General features: G+C 40.5%; 19 protein-coding genes and 1 riboswitch. All 19 genes read right to left on the bottom strand.

The window, feature by feature from the left end:
* Positions 1 to 71 precede the first annotated feature (71 nt).
* The 19 genes from metH to HC176_RS10395 all read right to left on the bottom strand — a co-directional run bounded on the left by metH (position 72) and on the right by HC176_RS10395 (position 21,485).
* Positions 72 to 2,771, bottom strand: a complete 2,700-nt coding sequence (gene metH, locus HC176_RS10480; protein WP_167918158.1) for a methionine synthase — start codon at positions 2,769 to 2,771, stop codon at positions 72 to 74.
* A gap of 2 nt (positions 2,772 to 2,773) precedes the next feature.
* The gene (locus HC176_RS10475; RefSeq protein WP_167918157.1) at positions 2,774 to 3,130 is read right to left on the bottom strand and encodes a four helix bundle protein; all 357 of its coding nucleotides are present in this window, start codon (positions 3,128 to 3,130) and stop codon (positions 2,774 to 2,776) included.
* 63 nt (positions 3,131 to 3,193) lie between these two features.
* Positions 3,194 to 4,195, bottom strand: a complete 1,002-nt coding sequence (locus HC176_RS10470; protein ID WP_167918156.1) for a homocysteine S-methyltransferase family protein — start codon at positions 4,193 to 4,195, stop codon at positions 3,194 to 3,196.
* Positions 4,196 to 4,250: 55 nt separating this feature from the next.
* Positions 4,251 to 4,375: riboswitch (SAM riboswitch) on the bottom strand.
* A gap of 89 nt (positions 4,376 to 4,464) precedes the next feature.
* Complete coding sequence (cysM, locus tag HC176_RS10465) at positions 4,465 to 5,355, bottom strand: cysteine synthase CysM (protein WP_167918155.1); 891 nt, start codon at positions 5,353 to 5,355, stop codon at positions 4,465 to 4,467.
* Complete coding sequence (gene epsC, locus HC176_RS10460) at positions 5,339 to 6,082, bottom strand: serine O-acetyltransferase EpsC (protein ID WP_167918154.1); 744 nt, start codon at positions 6,080 to 6,082, stop codon at positions 5,339 to 5,341. The genes cysM and epsC overlap by 17 nt, the downstream gene beginning before the upstream one ends.
* A gap of 111 nt (positions 6,083 to 6,193) precedes the next feature.
* Positions 6,194 to 7,246, bottom strand: coding sequence for an NAD(P)/FAD-dependent oxidoreductase (locus HC176_RS10455; protein WP_167918153.1), 1,053 nt, complete (start codon positions 7,244 to 7,246; stop codon positions 6,194 to 6,196).
* A 1-nt stretch (position 7,247) separates the two neighbouring features.
* Positions 7,248 to 7,832 (bottom strand): precorrin-2 dehydrogenase/sirohydrochlorin ferrochelatase family protein, encoded by a 585-nt coding sequence (locus HC176_RS10450; RefSeq protein ID WP_167918152.1) that lies wholly within the window; start codon positions 7,830 to 7,832, stop codon positions 7,248 to 7,250.
* Positions 7,833 to 7,835: 3 nt separating this feature from the next.
* Positions 7,836 to 8,597, bottom strand: a complete 762-nt coding sequence (gene cobA / locus HC176_RS10445; RefSeq protein ID WP_167918151.1) for a uroporphyrinogen-III C-methyltransferase — start codon at positions 8,595 to 8,597, stop codon at positions 7,836 to 7,838.
* 9 nt (positions 8,598 to 8,606) lie between these two features.
* Complete coding sequence (locus HC176_RS10440; protein ID WP_167918150.1) at positions 8,607 to 10,709, bottom strand: HEPN domain-containing protein; 2,103 nt, start codon at positions 10,707 to 10,709, stop codon at positions 8,607 to 8,609.
* 9 nt (positions 10,710 to 10,718) lie between these two features.
* On the bottom strand, positions 10,719 to 11,966 hold the full coding sequence (locus tag HC176_RS10435) for a sulfate adenylyltransferase subunit 1 (protein WP_167918149.1): 1,248 nt from the start codon (positions 11,964 to 11,966) through the stop codon (positions 10,719 to 10,721).
* A 125-nt stretch (positions 11,967 to 12,091) separates the two neighbouring features.
* On the bottom strand, positions 12,092 to 12,997 hold the full coding sequence (gene cysD, locus HC176_RS10430) for a sulfate adenylyltransferase subunit CysD (protein WP_167918148.1): 906 nt from the start codon (positions 12,995 to 12,997) through the stop codon (positions 12,092 to 12,094).
* A gap of 114 nt (positions 12,998 to 13,111) precedes the next feature.
* A complete protein-coding gene (locus HC176_RS10425) occupies positions 13,112 to 13,732 on the bottom strand; it encodes a phosphoadenosine phosphosulfate reductase domain-containing protein (RefSeq protein ID WP_167918147.1) in 621 nt (206 codons plus the stop codon).
* A gap of 15 nt (positions 13,733 to 13,747) precedes the next feature.
* Positions 13,748 to 13,993: a DUF2061 domain-containing protein gene (locus HC176_RS10420; RefSeq protein ID WP_245234877.1), complete on the bottom strand. Its 246-nt coding sequence runs from the start codon at positions 13,991 to 13,993 to the stop codon at positions 13,748 to 13,750.
* A 174-nt stretch (positions 13,994 to 14,167) separates the two neighbouring features.
* Positions 14,168 to 14,587, bottom strand: a complete 420-nt coding sequence (locus tag HC176_RS10415; protein WP_167918145.1) for an RrF2 family transcriptional regulator — start codon at positions 14,585 to 14,587, stop codon at positions 14,168 to 14,170.
* 18 nt (positions 14,588 to 14,605) lie between these two features.
* Positions 14,606 to 15,250 carry a PhzF family phenazine biosynthesis protein gene (locus HC176_RS10410; protein WP_342448683.1) on the bottom strand — a complete coding sequence of 215 codons (645 nt, stop codon included), beginning with the start codon at positions 15,248 to 15,250 and terminating at the stop codon, positions 14,606 to 14,608.
* The gene (locus HC176_RS20325) at positions 15,237 to 15,407 is read right to left on the bottom strand and encodes a PhzF family phenazine biosynthesis protein (protein WP_342448682.1); all 171 of its coding nucleotides are present in this window, start codon (positions 15,405 to 15,407) and stop codon (positions 15,237 to 15,239) included. Before HC176_RS20325 ends, HC176_RS10410 begins: the two co-directional genes overlap by 14 nt.
* A 6-nt stretch (positions 15,408 to 15,413) precedes the next feature.
* On the bottom strand, positions 15,414 to 16,586 hold the full coding sequence (locus HC176_RS10405; protein WP_167918144.1) for a trans-sulfuration enzyme family protein: 1,173 nt from the start codon (positions 16,584 to 16,586) through the stop codon (positions 15,414 to 15,416).
* 162 nt (positions 16,587 to 16,748) lie between these two features.
* Positions 16,749 to 20,147, bottom strand: coding sequence for a bifunctional aspartate kinase/homoserine dehydrogenase I (gene thrA / locus HC176_RS10400; protein WP_167918143.1), 3,399 nt, complete (start codon positions 20,145 to 20,147; stop codon positions 16,749 to 16,751).
* Positions 20,148 to 20,210: 63 nt separating this feature from the next.
* The gene (locus tag HC176_RS10395) at positions 20,211 to 21,485 is read right to left on the bottom strand and encodes an O-acetylhomoserine aminocarboxypropyltransferase/cysteine synthase family protein (RefSeq protein ID WP_167918142.1); all 1,275 of its coding nucleotides are present in this window, start codon (positions 21,483 to 21,485) and stop codon (positions 20,211 to 20,213) included.
* Positions 21,486 to 21,517: the final 32 nt, after the last annotated feature.

The following is a 21,517-nucleotide window of genomic DNA, read 5'->3' as shown; positions in this document are numbered from 1 at the left end:
TTATTTCGTTTTACACGACCTAATGTTAAGCGTTCTATTCCTCCCTTTTGGGGAGTTTAGGAGGGGCTTGTTTAATCGGCAATATTGGCATGCAACCATTTTCTGGCTACCTCCTTTTCAATACCCTTTCTGTTGGCATAATCGATAACTTGGTCGTCGGTAATTTTACCCAGCCCAAAATACTTCGCTTCTGGATTGGCAAAATAATACCCTGACACCGCCGCTGCCGGCCACATGGCTAAACTTTCGGTAAGCTTTACACCAATAATTTTTTCAACCTCCAGCAAGTCCCAAATGGTTTCTTTTTCCAAATGATCTGGGCACGCCGGATAACCTGGTGCCGGACGGATACCTTTGTAGCTTTCCTTTATGAGTTCGTCGTTGCTCAAATCTTCATTTGGTGCGTAGCCCCAATGTTTGGTACGTATTTGTTGATGCAAATATTCGGCAAAAGCTTCAGCAAATCTGTCAGCAATCGCTTGGGCCATAATGGCGTTATAATCGTCTTGTTTTGCTTTGTAGCTATCGGCCAATTCCTGTGCTCCAAAAATACCTACGCAAAATGCGCCGATATAATCGGTTTTACCACTTTCCTCTGGCGCAATAAAATCGGCCAATGCATGGTTAGGCACGCCTTCGCGTTTGCTTAATTGTTGGCGAAGCGTTCTAAACACAGCGATTTCCTTGCCCTTTTTCTTTACCGAAATATCATCGTCGTTAATGGTATTCGCTTCAAACAGACCAAACACCGCTTTAGGTTTTAACGATTGCTTAGCAATGATTTGTTCAATCATCACTTGGGCTTCGTTGTACATAATAGTTGCTTGTTCGCCCACCACCTCGTCGGTTAAAATATCGGGAAATTTACCGTGTAAGTCCCAGCTTCTAAAAAACGGACTCCAATCAATAAACGGCAACAATTCTTTTAAACTGAGCTGCTTCAACATTTGAACGCCCATTTCGTTGGGCTTCACTATTTCAGCCGCTTCCCAGTCAATTTTATATTTTCTTTTACGGGCTTCCTCAATAGAGATATACGATTTCTCTTTTCCTCGTTTTAAAAACTTAGTTCGGAATTCATCGTAATCCTTTTTCAATTTCGCCACGTACTCGTGCGATGTTCTTTTATTCAGCAAATCGCCCACAACGGTGACCGCTCTCGATGCATCGTTAACGTGAACTACTGCATTTTGGTATTGCGTATCTATTTTTACGGCCGTGTGCGCTTTTGAGGTTGTAGCCCCACCAATAAGCAGAGGCAACTCGAACTTTTGGCGTTGCATTTCTTTGGCGAGGTACACCATTTCGTCCAGCGATGGCGTAATTAATCCCGACAGCCCAATGGCATCCACACGCTCTTTAATGGCAGTTTCAATAATTTTTTCTGGCGGCACCATAACGCCCAAATCAACAATCTCATAGTTGTTGCAGGCCAATACCACGCTAACAATGTTTTTACCAATATCGTGCACATCGCCTTTTACGGTGGCCATGAGTATTTTACCAACAGGCTCTGATTTATCTGATTTTTCGGCTTCAATAAACGGATTGAGATAAGCCACGGCTTTTTTCATCACTCGCGCCGATTTTACCACTTGTGGCAAAAACATTTTTCCGGCACCGAACAAATCGCCCACTACATCCATACCTATCATTAAATGGCCTTCAATAACTTCAATAGGTTTATCGGCCTCTTGCCTCGCCTGCTCTACATCCTCAATAATATATGCATCGATGCCTTTTACCAAAGCATGTGTAATGCGGTCTTGTAACGGATTTTCACGCCAAGACAAATCCACCGTTTTTTCAGCTTTGCTGCCTTTAACGGTTTCGGCAAATTCCAATAATCGTTCGGTGGCATCATCGCGACGGTCTAAAATCACGTCTTCGATATGCTCTAATAAATCCTTTGGAATATCGTCATAAACCTCCAACATCGCTGGGTTTACAATACCCATATTCATACCGGCCTGGATGGCATAGTATAAAAATACCGAGTGCATGGCCTCACGCACAATGTTATTTCCTCGGAAAGAAAACGATACGTTACTGACCCCGCCACTAACGCTTACATTTGGCAAATTTTCACGCACCCAGCGGGTAGCTTCAATAAAGTCAATAGCATTTTTTCGATGCTCGTCCATTCCCGTTGCTACGGGAAAAATATTCAAATCGAATATAATATCTTCGGAAGGAAACCCCACTTTATTCACCAAAATATCATAGGAGCGTTTAGCGATTTCAATTCGGCGCTCGTAATTATCGGCTTGCCCCACTTCATCAAATGCCATAACGATTACTGCAGCACCATAACGCAGGATTTGCTTGGCTTCCCAGATAAACTTTTCTTCACCTTCTTTAAGGGAAATGGAATTCACCACACATTTTCCCTGAACCACTTGTAGCCCGGCTTCGATGATTTCCCATTTGGAGCTATCAATCATAATGGGTACACGGCAAATATCGGGCTCGGCAGCAATGAGGTTTAAAAACTTCACCATAGCTTCCTTGCCGTCTATAAGTCCGTCATCGAAGTTTATATCGATAATCTGGGCGCCTCCATCTACTTGGTGACGCGCAATATCGAGGGCTTCATCAAATTTTTCCTCCTTAATCAACCGAAGAAATTTTCGTGATCCCGCCACATTGGTTCGTTCTCCTACATTGATAAAATTGCTGTTTTCGTTTAAAACCAATGGCTCTAAACCAGACAATTTCATGTAACGCCTTTGGTTATTTGTTTTTTGTTGCGTGTTGCTTGTTGTTTCCATTCTTATAATTTCTTGTAGTAGTTGATAAATCCGTTAAGCAACTTCATACAAGCTTCTATTTGAACTAGTATTTTATTTAGTTCTTCTTCAGAAAGAAAATTTAAATCTTTAGACAGGAAAGATTGTGTTTCTAATTCGTACAAAGAACCTCTTGATATATACAAAAAATGTATTGTTTCTTTTGAAGATTGTCTTCCACAGCCTTCAGCGATATTTGAAGGAATGGAAATTACGCATCTTCTCATTTGATTTACTATTCCGTAAATTTCTTCGTTAGGATATTTTTGAGTTGACTCATATATAACAGCGACCAATTTTCTGGCTTCCTTCCAAACATCTAAGTCTTTATATGATTTCATTAGTTTTTAAATTATCCTAATCTTTGTTGCTAAAGTTCAATTGCTGAAACCAACAACCAAAATCTAACAACCAACAACCACTTGACGGGGTTTATATTTTGCGGCTATATCTGCAATTACTTTGATATGCTCAGGTGATGTACCACAACAGCCACCAATAATATTGATTAAATTTTTCTTTAGATATTCTTCTATTTGAGCGCCCATTTCTTCTGGGGTTTCGTCGTATTCTCCAAAGGCATTGGGCAATCCTGCATTGGGATGTGCCGAAATGGCGAAATCGGTTTTATTGGCGATGGCCTCTAAATGCGGCTGCAATAAATTCGCTCCTAAAGCGCAATTGAAACCAATAGAAAGTAATGGCACATGCGATACCGAAATTAAAAAGGCTTCGGCCGTTTGTCCAGAAAGTGTTCTTCCCGAGGCATCAGTTATCGTTCCACTCAACATGATTGGAATATCGATGTTACGCTCTTCTTTTACTTCTTCAATGGCAAACAAAGCCGCTTTCGCGTTGAGTGTATCGAATACGGTTTCTACCAACAAAATGTCTGAGCCGCCATCCATCAACGCTTCCACTTGTTGCTTGTAGGCTATTCGTAATTCATCAAAAGTTACGGCTCTATAGCCCGGATCATTCACATCGGGCGACATGCTCGCGGTACGATTGGTTGGACCAATGGAACCTGCTACAAATCGCGGCTTGTTGGGTTCTTTTTTGGTGAATTCTTCAGCAACCTCCTTAGCTATTTTTGCCGACTCGTAATTGAGCTCGTATACCAAATCTTCCATTTGGTAATCGGCCATAGCAATTGTGGTTCCCGAAAAGGTATTCGTTTCCACGATATCGGCTCCCGCTTCAAAATACTTGGCATGAATTGTTTTTATAGCTTCGGGCTGCGTGATGGACAGCAAATCGTTATTGCCCTGCAAAGGCACAGGAAAATCCTTAAAACGTTCGCCACGGAAATCGTCTTCAGTAAATTTATAAGCTTGGAGCATGGTACCCATGGCACCGTCCAAAACCAGAATTCGCTCTTTTAAAGCTGCTCTTATATCTGACATTTTTCTGATATTATCTTTAAGTCATAATATCATCAAGAAAAGTAAAAAATACTATTCGTTATCTTTCCGCTAAGACCTGAAACAAATCAGAATTGGCGGTAGAACGTAGCACCTTCTTTACAAGTTAAAGGGTTGCCAAGGCTTCACTGGGTCTAATCCCTCTACCTTTCTTGATAACACTATTACGTAAATGAACTTTTGTTCGTAAAATTTGGAATGCAAAAATAGTGACTATATTTTGGTTTTCCTATTTTATTGAATACTCTCTCTTATTCAAATAAAGTAGATGATAAATACCTATCGCCCCTATCGCAAATAATGGCCACAATAACGCCTTTATCTATTTTTTCGGCAATTTGCAAGGCACAGTAAACTGAACCACCACTGCTCATCCCAGCGAAAACGCCTTCTTCTTTTGCCAATTTTATAGTTGTGGCTTTGGCATCGGCTTCGGTGACTTCAATTACCTCATCGACTTTACTTCTGTCGAAGAATTTGGGCACGTATTCTTCCGGCCATTTTCTAATGCCCGGAATTCGGGAATCGTCGTCGGGTTGCGCCCCAACAATGGTTACATTTTTATTTTGCTCCTTTAAATAGGTGGATACGCCCATTATGGTTCCTGTAGTCCCCATAGCCGATACAAAATGGGTGATTTCCCCTTTGGTATCGCGCCAAATTTCTGGGCCTGTGGTTTTGTAATGTGCTTTCCAGTTATCGTCGTTTTCAAATTGGTTTAAAAGCGTATAACCTTTTTCGTCCCGTAATTTAAAAGCTAAATCGCGTGAGCCTTCAATACCGATATCAGCTGGGGTTAAAATCACTTCAGCACCGTAAGCACGCATGGTTTTTACGCGTTCTTCAGTAGAATTTTCAGGCATAATCAAAATCATTTTCAATCCCAATAAATTGGCAATAAATGCCAAGGCTATTCCGGTGTTTCCGCTAGTGGCCTCGACCAAAGTACCTCCTTTTTTTATATCGCCGCGTTTTAATGCTTCGTTTATCATATTGAAAGCGGGGCGGTCTTTTACACTTCCTCCCGGATTATTCCCTTCCAATTTTAAAAATAACCGTACGTCTTTTTTTGAAATGAGGTGCGTAGCTTCCACCAACGGCGTATTTCCTATTTGACCAATAATACTATTCTCGTATGCCATTCTTTTTAGGTCTGATTTTTATTTCTGTTTGATAGGTTACCAATGAATTTTCCGGAACCGATTCCGTAATCCAAACATTGGCCCCAATAATGCTGTTTTTCCCGATAACGATGTCGCCGCCTAAAATGGTAGCATTGGCGTAAATGCACACATTATCTTCTATGGTTGGGTGGCGTTTGGTTGAAGCCAAATCTTTAGCCACCGAAATACCGCCCAAGGTAACCCCTTGATAGATTTTAACGCCATTTCCAATAATTGAGGTTTCGCCAATTACGATTCCCGTACCGTGGTCGATGTAAAAAGAATCGCCAATGGTTGCTCCGGGGTGGATGTCAATACCGGTGATACCGTGAATATATTCACTCATCATTCTTGGTAAAATATGAACACCCAACTTAATTAAAGCATGACTCAAACGGTAAATGGATATCGCATGAAAACCAGGATAAGCCATATAAATCTCAGCCAAACTGTGCGATGCGGGATCGTTGTTTTCAAACGCAATGGCATCGGCATCCAACTTTTTTCTGATGGAAGGTAATTCGGTTTTAAATTGTTCCCAAATTTCCTTTCCGTTTTCAATCTCTAAATTAGAAACGATTTTTAAAAACATATCTTCCAAATATTGGCTATTGGCTTCCTCCTGCTCACAATCGAACAACGAATAAAACAATTTTTTGGTGAATGCTTTAACCGTATCCTTTAAACAAACATTGTAACTCTTCATGTGTTTTTGTTTGATGTTTTATGGTTTTGAAACCAAACTTCCCAAAAATATTAAATCCCACAAGGCTAACATAACCTTGTGGGATTTTTTTAACCTCTTACTTAGTTTATTTTAGTTTATAGCTTGAACTACTGCTTTTGGTGCTTCTTTACGAGACCCATCAAAACCATCAATTCCACTTACGGTGGTGTATTTCAATACATACTTTTTACCTGGGTTAATGATTCTGTAAGCCGCCTGACACATTAAAGTCGCTTCGTGGAATCCACAAAGGATCAACTTTAGTTTTTCTGGATAAGTATTCACATCACCAATCGCAAAGATGCCAGGAATATTGGTTTGATAATTTAGTGTATTATCTACTTTTATAGCGTTTTTCTCTATCTCTAAGCCCCAATTTCCAATCGGCCCTAATTTTGGAGACAACCCGAACAATGGCACAAAGTGGTCTGTTTCTATTCTAACAGATTCACCTTCCATTTCGTAAGTTACTGCCTCAATTTTACCATCGCCGTGCAATTCTTTTACTTCGGCAGGTGTTACCAGGTTAATTTTACCTTCTTGGGTAAGCTCTCTTACTTTTTCTACGGAATCCAACGCGCCTCTAAACTCGTTTCTTCTGTGGATCAATGTTACTTCTGAAGCTACATCAGTTAAAAAGATACTCCAATCTAAGGCTGAATCTCCACCACCTGAAATCACCACTTTTTTATCGCGGTAAAACTCTGGGTCTTTAATAATGTACTCCACACCGTTATCTTCGTAATCGGCCAATCCATCAATAGCTGGTTTTCTAGGCTCGAACGACCCTAACCCACCTGCAATAGCTACTACTGGGGCATGGTGCTTTGTTCCTTTATTGGTTGTTACGATGAACGAACCGTCGTCTTGTTTTTCAATGGTTTCGGCACGCTCACCCAAAGTAAATCCGGGTTCGAACTGCTTACCTTGCTCCAACAAGTTTCTGGTTAAGTCGCCCGCCAAAATTTCCGGGAAACCGGGAATATCGTAAATCGGTTTTTTGGGATAAATCTCTGAACACTGTCCGCCAGGTTGTGGCAATGCATCAATTAAATGACATTTAAGCTTTAACAAACCTGCTTCAAAAACAGTAAATAATCCCGTTGGTCCTGCTCCTATTATTAGTATATCTGTTTTAATCATTTTAAGACTCTTTTTTCTCGATTAATCCTTTAGTGAATTCGTTAAGTGTTTCCACTTTTTGTTCAAAATCACCTTTTATTGTTTTTCTATATTCGTTTAAATTTTTCACTAAATCATCTACATTTTCCGGGATAACATCCTCAAAAAACTGACGCAAACGTTTTGCTGTTGTGGGCGACTTTCCGTTGGTTGAAATTGCCACTTTTACATGCCCCTTGGTAACAATACCGCCCATATAAAAATCGCAATACGGCGGGTTATCGGCCACATTTACCAAAATGCTTTTGTTACGACAATGCTTGTGCACTTTTACATTCACTTTGGGTTTATCGGTCGTGGCCACCACAATGTGCTTCCCTTTTAAATACTTCTTTTTGTATTTACTTTTTACAAGGGTTACGTTTCCTTTTTTTGCCAACTCCACCGTGTCTTCCCTAAACATGGGCGACACCATAGTGACATTGGCATCTGGGCTTGATTTTAGAAGAAAAGTCAATTTTTCTTCAGCCACATAGCCCCCACCAACTATAAGAACGTTTAAGCTTTTCGCTTTTAAAAAAATAGGGTATAAATTATTTCTTTCCATAGCCTATTCCTTTACAACCTCGGCACAAATAGAACTCAACACGGCTCTTTCTTTCACCACATCACCAATAATAATGATGGCCGGAGACGATAACTCCTTTTCAGCAACAATATTTTGAATGGTACTTATAGTGCCAATGCCTACTTTTTCGTCTGCTCGCGTTCCATTTTGTATAATGGCAATGGGCGTTTCCTGTTTGTTTTCTTCTGAAAAAATCTTTACGATTTCATCCAGTTTGCCCATGCCCATTAAAATAACCACTGTAGCTGTCGATTTAGCCGCTAAAGCCACATCGCCTGAAATTTGGTGTTTTTTGGTCGTTCCTGTGATGACCCAAAAGCTTTCGGAAGCCCCTCGTTTTGTTAACGGAATACCTTGATAAGCTGGCACTGCCACCGATGATGAAATACCCGGCACCATAAAAGTTTCCAATCCGAAACCGCGCACATAATCAATTTCTTCAGCACCGCGACCAAAAATAAATGGGTCGCCGCCTTTTAACCGAACCACGTGCCCTTTTTCTTTGGCTTTAGAAACAATCAATTCGTTGATTTGTTCCTGCTGAAACGCATAGCACCCCTTACGCTTGCCCACAAAAATAAGCTCGGCATCACCTGAAGCATATTTAAGAAGCGATTCGTTGATTAGTGCGTCGTACAGGATCACATCGGCAGATTCAATAGCCTTAATAGCTTTAAGGGTTATTAAATCTTCGTCGCCCGGACCTGCACCTACAACAGTTAATTTTGGGGTTTTCAAACTCATATTCTTTATTTATACCGCCTTAGTTTCAACTGCATCAGCCTCTCTAAAAGCTCTTACTTTCTCTAAAAACTTGCTGGCATCTTCAATGTATTTTTCAGCAAATTCTTTTGTTGGCGCATTTTGGTTAATTTGGTAAATCAACTCAGAAAACGAACCACCAAGATCTATTTTTCCGCCTTCAACAAATAACTTATCGAAATCACTTATGATACCCGCTTGAGTGTTGGTCTTTTTGTTCTCGGCCAACAACAACGCTTTCGCGGAATTAACCAAAGAACTGTAAGCATGGTAAATAGCATAAGAATACACCTCATTACCAAAAGCTTCCCTAGCTTTTTCGATTTTTTCTTCACTTTCTAAAAACAAAGTGGCAATTAAATCGATAACCACACCGGCACACTCACCAATACCAATTTCTTTTACATATTCTTCTTCGTTACCCCAATCGATAAAATCTTCTGGAGTTAGGTTGCTCACGTCTTGTAAATCGTTAAGCAAATCGTAGAAATAGCGGTCGCCCGTTTCTTTGTAATACTCCACGAATTTCTTTCCACCGGCATTGGCTTCGTAGTCATCTAAAATTCTACGTAACGCTTCAGGACCTCTTCTACTTGGTACTTTTACCACTTTATCGGCAAAAACTCCGGTACCATCACCAAGGTTACCACCTCCTAATAGTACTTGCAAGGCTGGCGCTACCAATTTATCTGGCGTACGAACCGACATCCCTTGGAAACCAATATTCGCCATATTGTGCTGTCCGCAGGCATTCATACAACCACTAATTTTTATAACAAGATCTTCGTTTTTAAGATACTGTGGGTATTCGGCTTTTATTACACGCTCCAACTCATCGGCAATACCCGTACTACTGGCAATACCCAAATTACAGGTATCGGTTCCTGGACAAGCCGTAATATCAACCGCTTTGTTGTAACCGGCCTCTACAAAACCAAGTTTTTCCAATTCGGTGTAGAAAAATGGCACCAACTCCTCTTTCACAAAAGGAATAACAATGTTTTGGCGCAGGGATAAACGGATTTCACCGGCTGCATAATTTTCAACCAAATCGGCCAATAATCGCGCTTTATCCGTGTAAAAATCACCTAAAAGCACTTTTATACCGATAGCTACATAGCCCTCTTGTTTTTGAGGAATGATATTGGTGGCTTTCCAAGTTTCGAACGCTTGTTCGTTTTTTATATCAACTTGAGGAATTTCTGAAACCTCAACCGGTTTTGAAGCCACATAAGCATCGGCATCAATTTCAACGGTTTTATTGGCTATGGCTTTTTGCTCTGCTTCCACCAATTCTTTGAAAGCCTCAAGACCGATGTCTTTTATTAAGAATTTCATTCTCGCTTTGGCACGGCTTTTACGCTCACCGTGGCGGTCGAAAATACGAACCACACCTTCCATTAACGGAATAATCTTGTTACTTGGCAAAAAGCTATAAAGCTCATCGGCGTGGCGTGGCTGCGAACCTAAACCACCACCAATCATCACTTTAAATCCACGAACACCGTTTTCAATTTTTGCAATAAAACCTAAATCGTGCATGTACGACAGCCCCGTATCTTCATCGGAAGATGAAAACGATACTTTAAACTTACGTCCCATCTCCTGACAAATTGGGTTACGCAAGAAGAAACGGAACAACGCATCGGCATACGGCGACACATCGAACGGTTCGTTTACATCAACACCCGCCAATTCTGAAGCGGTTACGTTACGTACCGTGTTACCACAAGCCTCACGGATGGTGACATCGTCTTTATCCAATTCTGCCCATAATTCTGGCGTACGGTTAATATCAACGTAATGGATTTGGATATCCTGACGCGTAGTAATGTGTAAACGTCCACGAGAGTACTCGTCAGACACATCTGAAATTCTTCGTAATTGGTTGCTCTTTACTTTTCCGTAAGGCAATTTGATACGAATCATTTGAACGCCTTCTTGACGCTGACCGTAAATACCACGGGCCAAACGCAGACTTCTAAATTTTTCTTCGTCAATTTTTCCATTGTTGAACAATTCGATTTTATTGGCTAATTCAATAATATCTCTTTCAACAACTGGATTTTCTATTTCTGTTCTAAAACTTTGCATTTTCTTTTTTTATTGAATGAATCCTGCCCCAACGGTATGGTTGGTTTGCGGATCTATTAGAATAAACGACCCATTGGTTCTATGCTTTTTAAACTGGTCATAGAAAATAGGTTTATTTAATTTGAAGGTTACCGAAGCAATATCGTTAACCCCTATAGTGGTCACCCCTTTTTCAAAACCAGAGTAATCTGGATTGATTTTATGGTTAATTCTGTCTACTTTTGCCAACACTTTATTGACACCATGCTGAACAATGTATTTGCCGCCCGTTACCAATTCGTCTGAATCCATCCAGCATACATCGGCCGTAAACTGCTTGTCGATGGTTGGTAAATCGCCTTCCTTAACAATCATATCACCGCGGCTTACGTTAATATCGTTTTCTAAAGTGATGGTTACCGACGAACGACGCGATGCCGTTTCGTACTTTTCATCATAGAAATAAATGTCTTTTATTTTTGAACGCGTTTTTGATGGCAACACAATAATATCGTCGCCCACGCTTAGCTCACCACCGTACACTTTTCCGGCGTAGCCTCTAAAATCGTGGAAATCTTCGGTTTTAGGACGGATAACATACTGTACCGGGAAACGTGGCGTTCCCACATTAAAAATATCGGCTTTATCCAACTGCTCTAGGTGTTCCAATAATGCCTCTCCTTTGTACCAAGGCATGTTTTCTGATCTATTCACTACGTTATCGCCTTTAAGGGCACTAACAGGAATAAACGTTATTTTTTGGTCTTGATAATCGCGCTTGCTCATCAATTCAGAGAAGTCAGCTTTGATTTTATTGTAAACCTCTTCAGAATAATCTACCAAATCCATTTTGTTTATCGCAACCACTACATCTTTAATCCTTAAAAGGTTATTGATGAAAAAGTGACGATTGGTTTGCTCTATCACTCCTTTACGGGCATCAATCAAGATAATAGATGCTTGCGATGTTGAAGCTCCGGTAACCATGTTTCGTGTATATTCCACGTGGCCCGGTGTATCGGCTATAATGTAACTTTTCTTTCCTGTTGAAAAATAAATGTGTGCCACATCGATGGTGATACCCTGTTCTCTTTCTGCAACCAAACCATCGGTAGCCAACGAAAAATCTAAATAATCGTATCCACGTTGTTTACTGGTTTTTTCAATAGCTTCCAATTTATCGGTAGTCAATGATTTTGTATCGTAAAGAATACGCCCAATCAACGTACTTTTCCCATCATCTACACTTCCTGCTGTTGCAATTTTTAATACTTCCATGCTTTATAGCTGTTAGCCTTTAGCTCTTAGCCGCTGGCTTGTTTAATAATCTACTTTTATTTTTATTTTATTTTTAGCTAATAGCTCCTTGCTAAAAGCCAATGGCAAAATTTGTTCTACAAATTTTAAAAATACCCTTGTTGCTTACGCTTTTCCATAGCGGCTTCAGAACGCTTATCGTCAATTCTGGCACCTCTTTCTGAAATTGTGGAGTCTCTAATTTCCTCTACAACTTTTGAAATGGTTGAAGCTTCAGACAACACTGCTGCCGTACAGCTCATATCGCCCACGGTACGGAAACGCACCATTTCTTCAATTACTTCTTCGTCTTCATCTCTGTAAACCACCTCATCATCGGCAGACCAAATCATACCATCTCTTAAAAATACTTTACGTTTGTGCGCGAAGTAAATGGATGGAATTTCGATGTTTTCTTTTTCAATGTACGACCACACATCCAACTCTGTCCAGTTTGAAATTGGGAATACTCGAACGTTTTGCCCCAACTCGATTTGACCGTTCAACATATCGAATAACTCCGGACGCTGGTTTTTTTCGTCCCACTGACCGAAATCGTCACGCACTGAAAAAATACGCTCTTTCGCTCTGGCCTTTTCTTCATCACGACGCGCACCACCAATACAAGCATCGAATTTAAATTCTTCAATAGCATCTAAAAGCGTAGTGGTTTGCAATTGGTTTCTACTCGCGTAACGACCAGATTCCTCTTTTACTTTTCCTTGATCGATAGAATCCTGAACGTTACGAACAATAAGCTCCAACCCTAGTTCTTTTACCAAACGATCTCTAAACTCAATAGTTTCGGGGAAATTGTGCCCCGTATCGATGTGCATTAAAGGAAATGGCACTTTTGCTGGATAGAATGCCTTAACAGCCAATCTTACTAAAGTAATGGAATCTTTTCCTCCAGAAAATAACAGAACAGGTTTTTCAAACTGTGCCGCCACTTCTCTCATAATGTAAATCGCTTCGTTTTCCAGCGAGTTGATATGTGATGTATCTTTCTTCATAAAAAGGCCCCTCCTAGCCTCCCCAAAGGGAGAGGAATTCTTACTCGGGCGAAGTAAGAATATTTATTATTTAACTCTATTATTGTTTACTGTGACTGCTTACTGCCAACTAAACTAGGCGTGCAAACCACACTCTCTATTCTCTAATGCTTTTGTTGGGTCAAAATATTTAAACTCGTTAGGCAATTTGTTTTCTTCCAAATAGCCATCTAATTTTTCTTCAGACCAATAATAAAACGGACTCACTTTTAAAACGCCATCTTTGCTCAAACTAAAAATACCAATGCTATCTCTAAAAGCCGTTTGGCCTTGGCGCAAATTAGTAAACCACACTTTTGGTTTGTGCTCTTCCATGGCTCTTCTAAACGGCTCCAGCTTAACTTGCTCTGTGAACAAAGCATGCTCTGGCGCGTCAATTGATGGAATGCCCATTATCACATCGCGGTGTGCAGAGGTTTGCTTTGGCACATATAAAAAGATGTTTAAATCTAAATCTTTTATTACCTGCTCGGCATGCCTGTACGTTTGCGGGGTGTTGTAACCCGTATCGCACCAAACCACTGGTGTTTTCGCTTCAACCGAACTCACTGCGTGCAAAATGGCCGCTTCGTATGGTCTAAAGTTAGTCGTAACCACTGCCTCATCATTAAGCTCGAAAGCCTTTTTTATGATTTCGGCCGGTGCAGCATCTTTAAATGCTTCGTTTAATTCTTTTATTTGGTTTTCTGTAAACATCGTTTCCTTAAAATTTTATTTCCCCCACTTTATTGAATTCCAAACACGCTCGTGGAAAAAGTACAATACCATTTTGGTGATCAGCTCGATACCTCCAATTGAAAAAGCCAAATCCAATTTTCCGGTTATAATCCAAGAAATCAATATAGTATCTATAGTACCTATAGTTCTCCAACTTAAAGATTTAACTACACTTCTAATAGGCTTTTCACTGGTGCGGTCTTCTTTATAAGTGGCTTTTTCTTTATCTTTTAATAACATCTGTCCTATCATTTGTCATTGAATTATATTAATCCTATCAATTTACTAGGGATTACAAAAGTAATACTTTTTTTTAGATGACAAATACTGAAATCTTATTTTTAGGATAATGATGTATTTTTTCGATAAACGGAATAATATTGACAATAAATGGTTTTTAAATTTGAAGAATCCTTAGCGCTTTTCGTCCGATAAATCGGCTAAGGTAGTGTTTCTAAACACATTAAGTGTGCTGTCGCGCACCTGAATCATCAGTTTATTGACGCTACAAAGCGTCTCATCAGGGCAGTCGTCGCAAGGCTCGTAATAATTCAAACTTACACATGGCACCATGGCAATAGGCCCTTCCAAAATACGCATCACCTCGGTCATTAAAATTTCCGAAGGCTCCTTTCTTAGATAATAGCCACCATGCTTCCCTTTCTTAGAACCGAGTATACCCGATTTGCGCAAGCTAAGTAAAATACTTTCTAAAAATTTCTGCGGAATAAATTCGGCTTTGGCTATTTCGCCCACTTGTACTGGAGTCTCTTCGCCCCTTCTTGCAATATACGTAAGCGCCTTTAAGCCGTACTTTGTTTTTTTGGATAACATGCCGCTAAGATATGGAAATTATATTTTCAATTGAGCCTCAAAAATCGTTACGGCCTGTCCTTTTATTTCCACTTTATCTCCTTTTACACCTACTTTTAACACTCCTCCTCGTTTTGATATTTGATGCGATACCAATTTTTGTTTTCCCAATTTCCCAGACCATAATGGCGTTAAGGCACAATGCGCCGAACCCGTTACAGGATCTTCGTTTATTCCCATATCGGGTACAAAACACCGCACCACAAAATCAGCATCATTGCTATTTGCTTCTGAAGTTACAATTAACCACCCCAAACCATTCGACTTTAGTGCTTCAAAATTAGGTTGGCAATGCTCCACTTGTTGCTGACTTTCTGCAACGGCAAGCATCCAATGGTCATCGCTTTTGTAAAATTCGACAGGCTCAAAACCCGCACTTTCCTTAAAAACTAAAGACACTTCAACTTTGGTTAAACTATACTGCGGAAACGTCATAACCAAGAAATCGTTATCCTTACTTACCGCTAAATCTCCGCCTTTTGCTTTAAATTGAATACTTTCATTTGAAGATTTCAATCCCAATTGATAAATAATATGTGCAGAAGCCAAAGTAGCATGTCCGCACAATGCAATTTCTGCCGTAGGCGTAAAAAACCGAATATCGTAGCCTTTACCGTTGGGCACAACAAAAAGCCGTTTCCGATAGGTTCATTTCAGCAGCCATATTCTGCATCCAATCTTCCGATAAGGGTGCATCGAGAATCATCACCCCAGCCGGGTTGCCCTTAAAGGCTTCATCGGCAAAGGCATCCACTTGAAATATGGTTTTGCTGTTTATCACTTTAAATTATTTAAGCGCCTTTTCTAAATCGGCAATAATATCATCTACATGCTCCAATCCCACTGAAACGCGCGCCATACCGTCAGTGATACCCGCAGCGGCCTTTACTTCGGGCTCAACTTTGGCGTGCGTGGTACTTGCAGGGTGTGTAACGATGGTTCTAGTATCCCCTAAATTAGCTGAAAGCGAACACATTTTTAAACTGTCTAAAAACGTTTTTCCACCTTCCAAACCGCCTTCAACCTCAAAAGCCACAATATTTCCGCCTAAACGCATCTGCTTTTTCGCCACCTCATGTTTGGGATGCGACTTTAAAAACGGGTATTTCACCCATTTTACTTTAGGATGCGCCTCCAAATAAGTAGCGATTTTCAAGGCGTTTTCACAATGTTTTTCTACTCTCACCGCAAGTGTTTCCAATGATTTTGACAATACCCAAGCATTGAACGCACTCATAGATGGACCAGTAAGTCTTGAGAACAAATAAATCTCTCGAATCAATTCTTTTTTGCCTACGGTAACCCCGCCAAGTACGCGCCCTTGGCCATCCATTAATTTGGTAGCTGAATGGATTACCAAATCAGCCCCATGCTTAATCGGGTTTTGCAAATATGGTGTCGCAAAGCAATTGTCTATCACTAAAAGGATATCATGTTTTTTGCAAATTGCGCTTAAAAATTCCAGATCCAACACGTCAACTCCTGGGTTGGTTGGGGTTTCAGCATAAATGAATTTGGTATTGGGTTGGATTAAACTTTCAACCGAATCTACTTCGCCCACATTGAAATACGTACATTCAATATTCCATTTCGGCAAATATTTTGTGAAGAGTCCGTGGGTGGCCCCAAAAACGGAACTGCACGACACCACATGATCGCCAGCCTCCAGCAAGGTTGCAAAGGTTGAAAACACGGCAGCCATGCCACTGGCAAAAGCAAAACCGGCTTCGGCTCCTTCCATAGCACAAACTTTGTCAACAAACTCGTTAACATTAGGATTGCTATATCTACTATATAAGTTTCGTTGCTTTTCTTCAGCAAACGATGCCCGCATTTCTTCGGCATCATCGAAAACGAATCCCGAGGTTAAATATAACGGCACGGAATGTTCTGAAAACTGCGTGGTTTCGGTTTGCGTGCGAATGGCTTCTGTTTCGAAATGTTTTTTATTCTCGCTCATTTTATTTTTTTGGCCACGAATTTACTAATCAATCTTTGTTTGTAAGTATTTGTGGCTGTATTTAATTAATAGACCCCCGCCTTCACTTCGACAAGCTCAGTGTGACCTGTGGAACTGACAATCCCAAAGGGAATCCCAAAATAAATTTTGGGAAGTTCTTTTCTAATTTATATGTTTCGACAACCTTAAAATATCGCCAAAAACACCTCTGGCGGTCACTTCGGCACCGGCACCTGCCCCTTGGATTACAATGGGCTGCTCGCCGTAACTTTCGGTAAAAATTTCAAAAATGGCATCACTGCCTTTTACATGCCCCAAAGTACTGTCTTCGGGGATGGACACCAATTTCACTTCCAAAGTCCCCTTATCTTTCGAAAGGTCTCCACTTAAATCGCCCACATACCTTAACACATGCCCCGGCTTTTGGTTGTCTTTTATCTTTTGGTATTGCTCATCCAAAACATCCAACTGTTTTAAAAAGGCTTCCACCGAAATATTTTGATACGCTTCCGGAATTAAATTTTGAACGGACACATCTTCAAATTCGTTTTGCAAATCCAACTCTCTGGCCAAAATCAACAATTTTCTGGCCACATCGTTCCCTGAAAAATCTTCACGCGGGTCGGGCTCGGTAAAACCTTTATCAATCGTTTCCTGAATGATTGCGCTAAACGGTTTGTCCTGAACAGAAAAATTATTGAACAAATAGCTTAAGGTGCCCGAAAACACACCTCGGATTCGTGTAATGTTCTCGCCCGATTCGTGTAACAGTTTAATGGTATCAATCAAGGGTAAACCTGCACCAACCGTGGTTTCATATAAATATTCTTTATTGTTTTCTTTCAGTTGAAGACGCAAATCTCTATAAAAATCGTGCGAAATGGTATTGGCAATTTTGTTTGACGATACCAAATCGAAACCAGCCTCAACCAACGGTACGTAGTTTTTATAGAATTCTGAACTCGCCGTATTATCTACCGCAATAAGGTTTTCCAAGTGATGGTTTTTTGCGAAGGTGATAATATCTTCAACCGAAAGGTTACTACTCACCTTGGCAATGTCTTCTTTCCAAGTATTCGACGCTCCATTTCGGTTTAAAAGCACCTGTTTGGAATTGGCAATAGCAAATACATTTAAGTTAATACCTTTTCGTTTCTCGATATCGGCTTTCGATTTTAAAATTTGATTGATCAGCGCGCCACCAACACCGCCGTGGCCAAAAATGGCAATGTTTATCTTTTTTGAAATCCCGAAAACTTCACCGTGAATAACATTCACCGCTTTGTGTAATTGGGCTTTCTTTACCACCAAGCTCACGTTTTTACCAGTTACGGTATTATTGAAAAGCAATGGTGTAATTTGGTTTTTTATCAAGGCATTGAATGGCTTGTGGAACGAACTAAGCTCAATACCTACAATGGAAATTACAGCTACATCGTCTACGACATCAATTTTATTGACATCCTGAGAATAGAAATCGCTTTCAAACTCACGCTCCAGGGCAATTACCGCCTGTGTAGCTTGGTCGGCATCAATGATTAAACCAATACCGCGTTCCGAAGAACCTTGCGAAACAATGCTCACGCTAATGCCGTGGTTACTCAACGCACCAAAAATTCGGGCATCGACCCCAATTTTACCGAGCAATCCACGCCCTTCTAAATTCAATAATGCCACATTATCGAGAACCGATAGGGAAGTGACTTCCTTTGTACTCGGTCTAGCCGTGATTAATGTTCCCTCATCGTCTGGATTGAAGGTATTTAAAATACGAAGGTTGATGTTTTTTTCAACCAACGGAATAATGGTTTTGGCATGTAACACCGAAGTACCGAAATTGGCCAGCTCGTTGGCTTCGCTGTACGAGAGTTCCCTTATTTGCTCTGCATCGGCCACCAAACCAGGGTCGGCGGTATAAATACCGTTTACGTGGGTGTAATTTTGCAATTCTTCGGCATCCAAAAAATTGGCCAAAAGTGCTGCCGTGTAATTGCTACCGTTGCGCCCTAAAGTTGTGGTTTCGTTCTTTAAGTTGGATGCAATAAAACCAGTTACCACATTCACCACATCTTTATTATCCTTGAAATACTTTTCGGTATTTTCTTTAGACAATTTTGAAAGCGGCTGTGCATTACCAAAAGCCTCATCGGTTTTTATCAATTCACGGGCATCGGTAGCCTTAGCCTTAATACCCTGCTCGTTCAACAAATTGGCAATGAGCTTAACCGATAAGAGTTCGCCCTGTGCCAAAATATTGTCTTTTGTTTTTTTACTGTAATCGCGCAACAAACTTACCCCCTCAAACAACTTATCAAGAACCGAAAATTCTTCTGAAAAATCGATGGTTTTTGATGGCTGTGATTGGTAGGCTTTAAAGGCCTCCAACTCCTCTTGATAGGGTTTTCCTTTTAGGGCTTTGTTTAAAATCGCCTCTAAATCGTCTGTGGCCGACCCCCTTGCCGATACGACTACCGCCAAACGTTCATTCGCCTCTACTTTATTTTTTATAATTGAAAGCACCGTTTCCAACCCTTTTCCGTTAGCCAACGATTTTCCTCCAAACTTCAATACTTTCATTCTTTTTCTTTTTGAATCTGGCACAAAAATGCCTTCAATAATTTTTTCCAACTGCTCGTATTCCATTAAAAACGCATCGTGCCCATGTACCGAATGTATTTCATTATAAGTTACATTTGGGTGCGTTAAAGCCAATTGCTTATGGGTTTCGCGGTTTTCTTCGGCTGTAAAAAACAAATCGGAATCTACACCAACAATATGTATGTTGGCTTTGATGTTATCCAAAACATTAAAATCGTTCGCTCGGCCTTTCGTAACATCGATGGTTTTTAGCAACTGATTCATCAATTTATACGCCGAAAGCTGGAAACGTTCCTGTAATTTTTTACCGTGATGGAGCAACCAACTTTCTACATTGAAAATCTCCAAATCTTCATTTTTGGAGCGTTTGAAACGCTCTTTAAACGACTCTGGCGTACGATAGCACAACATAGCATGCATTCGGGCATCGTGTACCGGGTTTTTAGAATTCAACAGAAATTGCTCTTGAATTTGGCAATTGGCAATGAGCCAATCGGTGGCTTTCCAGTCGGTAGCTACAGTGATTAAATGCTCAGTAAAATCGGGGTTGTTCACTGCCATTTCCCAAGCAATACCGCCACCAAGAGAGCCGCCAATAGTGGCGAATACTTTTTTAATTTCCAGTTTTTCGAGCCCCAACAAAAAGATGTTGGCCACATCGCGCGCTACGAAATCCTTGTAATTTTTAATTATAAAACCATCGTAACCGTTTCCCGGAATATTAAAAGCCAAAATGGTATATAAATTGGTATCGATTACTTTGTTGTCTCCAATTAAATCTTTCCACCAGCCATCTTCACCGGCCACATTGCTATTCCCGGTTAAGGCATGGTTTACAAGGATAATAGGCGCCTCGCCCAATGTTTGTCCGAATACCTGGTAACTCAGTTTTAGCTCTGAAACGAGCACACCACTTTCGGTGGTATAATTTTTAATATTGATATGTTGCAACGGGTGCTTCAATGTTTTGTTGTTTTAAAGGCTCCGTTGAATATTGCCTCCTAACGGAGCCTCTCATTTTTAAGTTTATATTTTTGCGAAAGCTTCTTTTAAATCGGTTTTTAAGTCTTCAACATCTTCAATTCCAACCGATAATCTAATTAAATCACCTGAAACACCTGCCGATGCTTGCTGTTCTTCCGTTAATTGCTGGTGGGTTGTACTCGCTGGATGAATAATTAGGGATTTGGTATCTCCAATATTGGCCAATAATGAGAATAATTTGGTGTTATCTGATATGGCTTTTGCCGCATCAAATCCGCCCTTGGCACCAAAGGTTACAATACCACTCTGCCCTTTTGACAAATACTTATCGGCCAATTCTTTATACTTACTACTCTCTAAACCAGGATAATTTACCCATGCTACTTCTGGTTGTTCTTCTAACCATTTGGCTATTTCGAGTGCATTTTCACTATGCTGCTTTATACGAACTGGCAAAGTTTCCAACCCCTGGATGATGTTAAAAGCATTGGTAGGGCTCAATGCGCCACCTAAATCCCTTAAGCCTTCTAAAATTAATTTGAATGTGTAGGCTGCTGCCCCAAGTGCTTCGCTATACACTAAACCATGGTAACCTGCCGATGGCTCTGTAAATTCTGGAAATTTTCCGTTGGTCCAATCGAAAGTACCCGCATCAATAATAGCACCTCCTAAAGAAGTACCTTGACCACCAATGTATTTTGTTAACGAATGGATTACAATGTTGGCGCCATGCTCAATCGGGTTAAGCAAAGCAGGAGTTGCCACGGTGTTATCTACAATAAAAGGCACCCCGGCAGCCTTAGCATGTACCGAAATAGACTTTAAATCCAACACATCCAGCTTAGGGTTTCCTAATGATTCTACAAAAAAGGCTCTGGTATTATCCTGAACGGCCTCTGCAAAGTTATCTGGGTTATCGGCATCTACAAAGGTAGTTGTAATACCTAACCTTGGCAAAGTTACATTCAACAAGTTATAAGTCCCTCCGTACAAACTGCTTGATGCTACAATATGGTCGCCAGCTTTTAGCAAAGTAAGCAAACCAGTAGAAATCGCCGAAGTTCCGGAAGCGAACACCACAGCGCCAATACCGCCTTCAACAGCTGCTAAACGTTCTTGCAAAATTTGGTTGGTAGGGTTATTTAAACGGGTATAAATAAACCCTAATTCCTGTAATGAAAATAAATTGGCCGCATGATCTGTGTTATTAAACACATAAGATGTTGTTTGGTAAATAGGAACCGCTCTGGTTCCTCCATTGGTTGTTACATCATGCCCAGCATGTAAAGCGTTTGTTGCTAATTTTTGATTACTCATTTTTCTATTTTTTTCTTATTTAACAAAAATAA

The organism is Tamlana crocina, from assembly GCF_012037625.1.
The sequence above is the reverse complement of the archived record's forward strand: the minus strand, read 5'-3'. Positions and strand labels throughout refer to the sequence as shown.

Coding starts and splice junctions, on each gene's coding strand:
- HC176_RS10420 (WP_245234877.1), bottom strand. CDS start 13,993: ATGTTATTAAAAGATAAAGAAAAAGCCACTTATAAAGAAGACCGCACC.
- HC176_RS10435 (WP_167918149.1), bottom strand. CDS start 11,966: ATGGAAGTATTAAAAATTGCAACAGCAGGAAGTGTAGATGATGGGAAA.
- HC176_RS10475 (WP_167918157.1), bottom strand. CDS start 3,130: ATGAAATCATATAAAGACTTAGATGTTTGGAAGGAAGCCAGAAAATTG.
- HC176_RS10415 (WP_167918145.1), bottom strand. CDS start 14,587: ATGTTATCCAAAAAAACAAAGTACGGCTTAAAGGCGCTTACGTATATT.
- HC176_RS10455 (WP_167918153.1), bottom strand. CDS start 7,246: ATGATTAAAACAGATATACTAATAATAGGAGCAGGACCAACGGGATTA.
- HC176_RS10440 (WP_167918150.1), bottom strand. CDS start 10,709: ATGCAAAGTTTTAGAACAGAAATAGAAAATCCAGTTGTTGAAAGAGAT.
- cysD (WP_167918148.1), bottom strand. CDS start 12,997: ATGAAGAAAGATACATCACATATCAACTCGCTGGAAAACGAAGCGATT.
- HC176_RS10405 (WP_167918144.1), bottom strand. CDS start 16,586: ATGAGCGAGAATAAAAAACATTTCGAAACAGAAGCCATTCGCACGCAA.
- HC176_RS10450 (WP_167918152.1), bottom strand. CDS start 7,832: ATGGAAAGAAATAATTTATACCCTATTTTTTTAAAAGCGAAAAGCTTA.
- cysM (WP_167918155.1), bottom strand. CDS start 5,355: ATGGCATACGAGAATAGTATTATTGGTCAAATAGGAAATACGCCGTTG.
- HC176_RS10395 (WP_167918142.1), bottom strand. CDS start 21,485: ATGAGTAATCAAAAATTAGCAACAAACGCTTTACATGCTGGGCATGAT.
- epsC (WP_167918154.1), bottom strand. CDS start 6,082: ATGAAGAGTTACAATGTTTGTTTAAAGGATACGGTTAAAGCATTCACC.
- HC176_RS10470 (WP_167918156.1), bottom strand. CDS start 4,195: ATGTCAGATATAAGAGCAGCTTTAAAAGAGCGAATTCTGGTTTTGGAC.
- cobA (WP_167918151.1), bottom strand. CDS start 8,597: ATGAGTTTGAAAACCCCAAAATTAACTGTTGTAGGTGCAGGTCCGGGC.
- HC176_RS10425 (WP_167918147.1), bottom strand. CDS start 13,732: ATGTTTACAGAAAACCAAATAAAAGAATTAAACGAAGCATTTAAAGAT.
- metH (WP_167918158.1), bottom strand. CDS start 2,771: ATGGAAACAACAAGCAACACGCAACAAAAAACAAATAACCAAAGGCGT.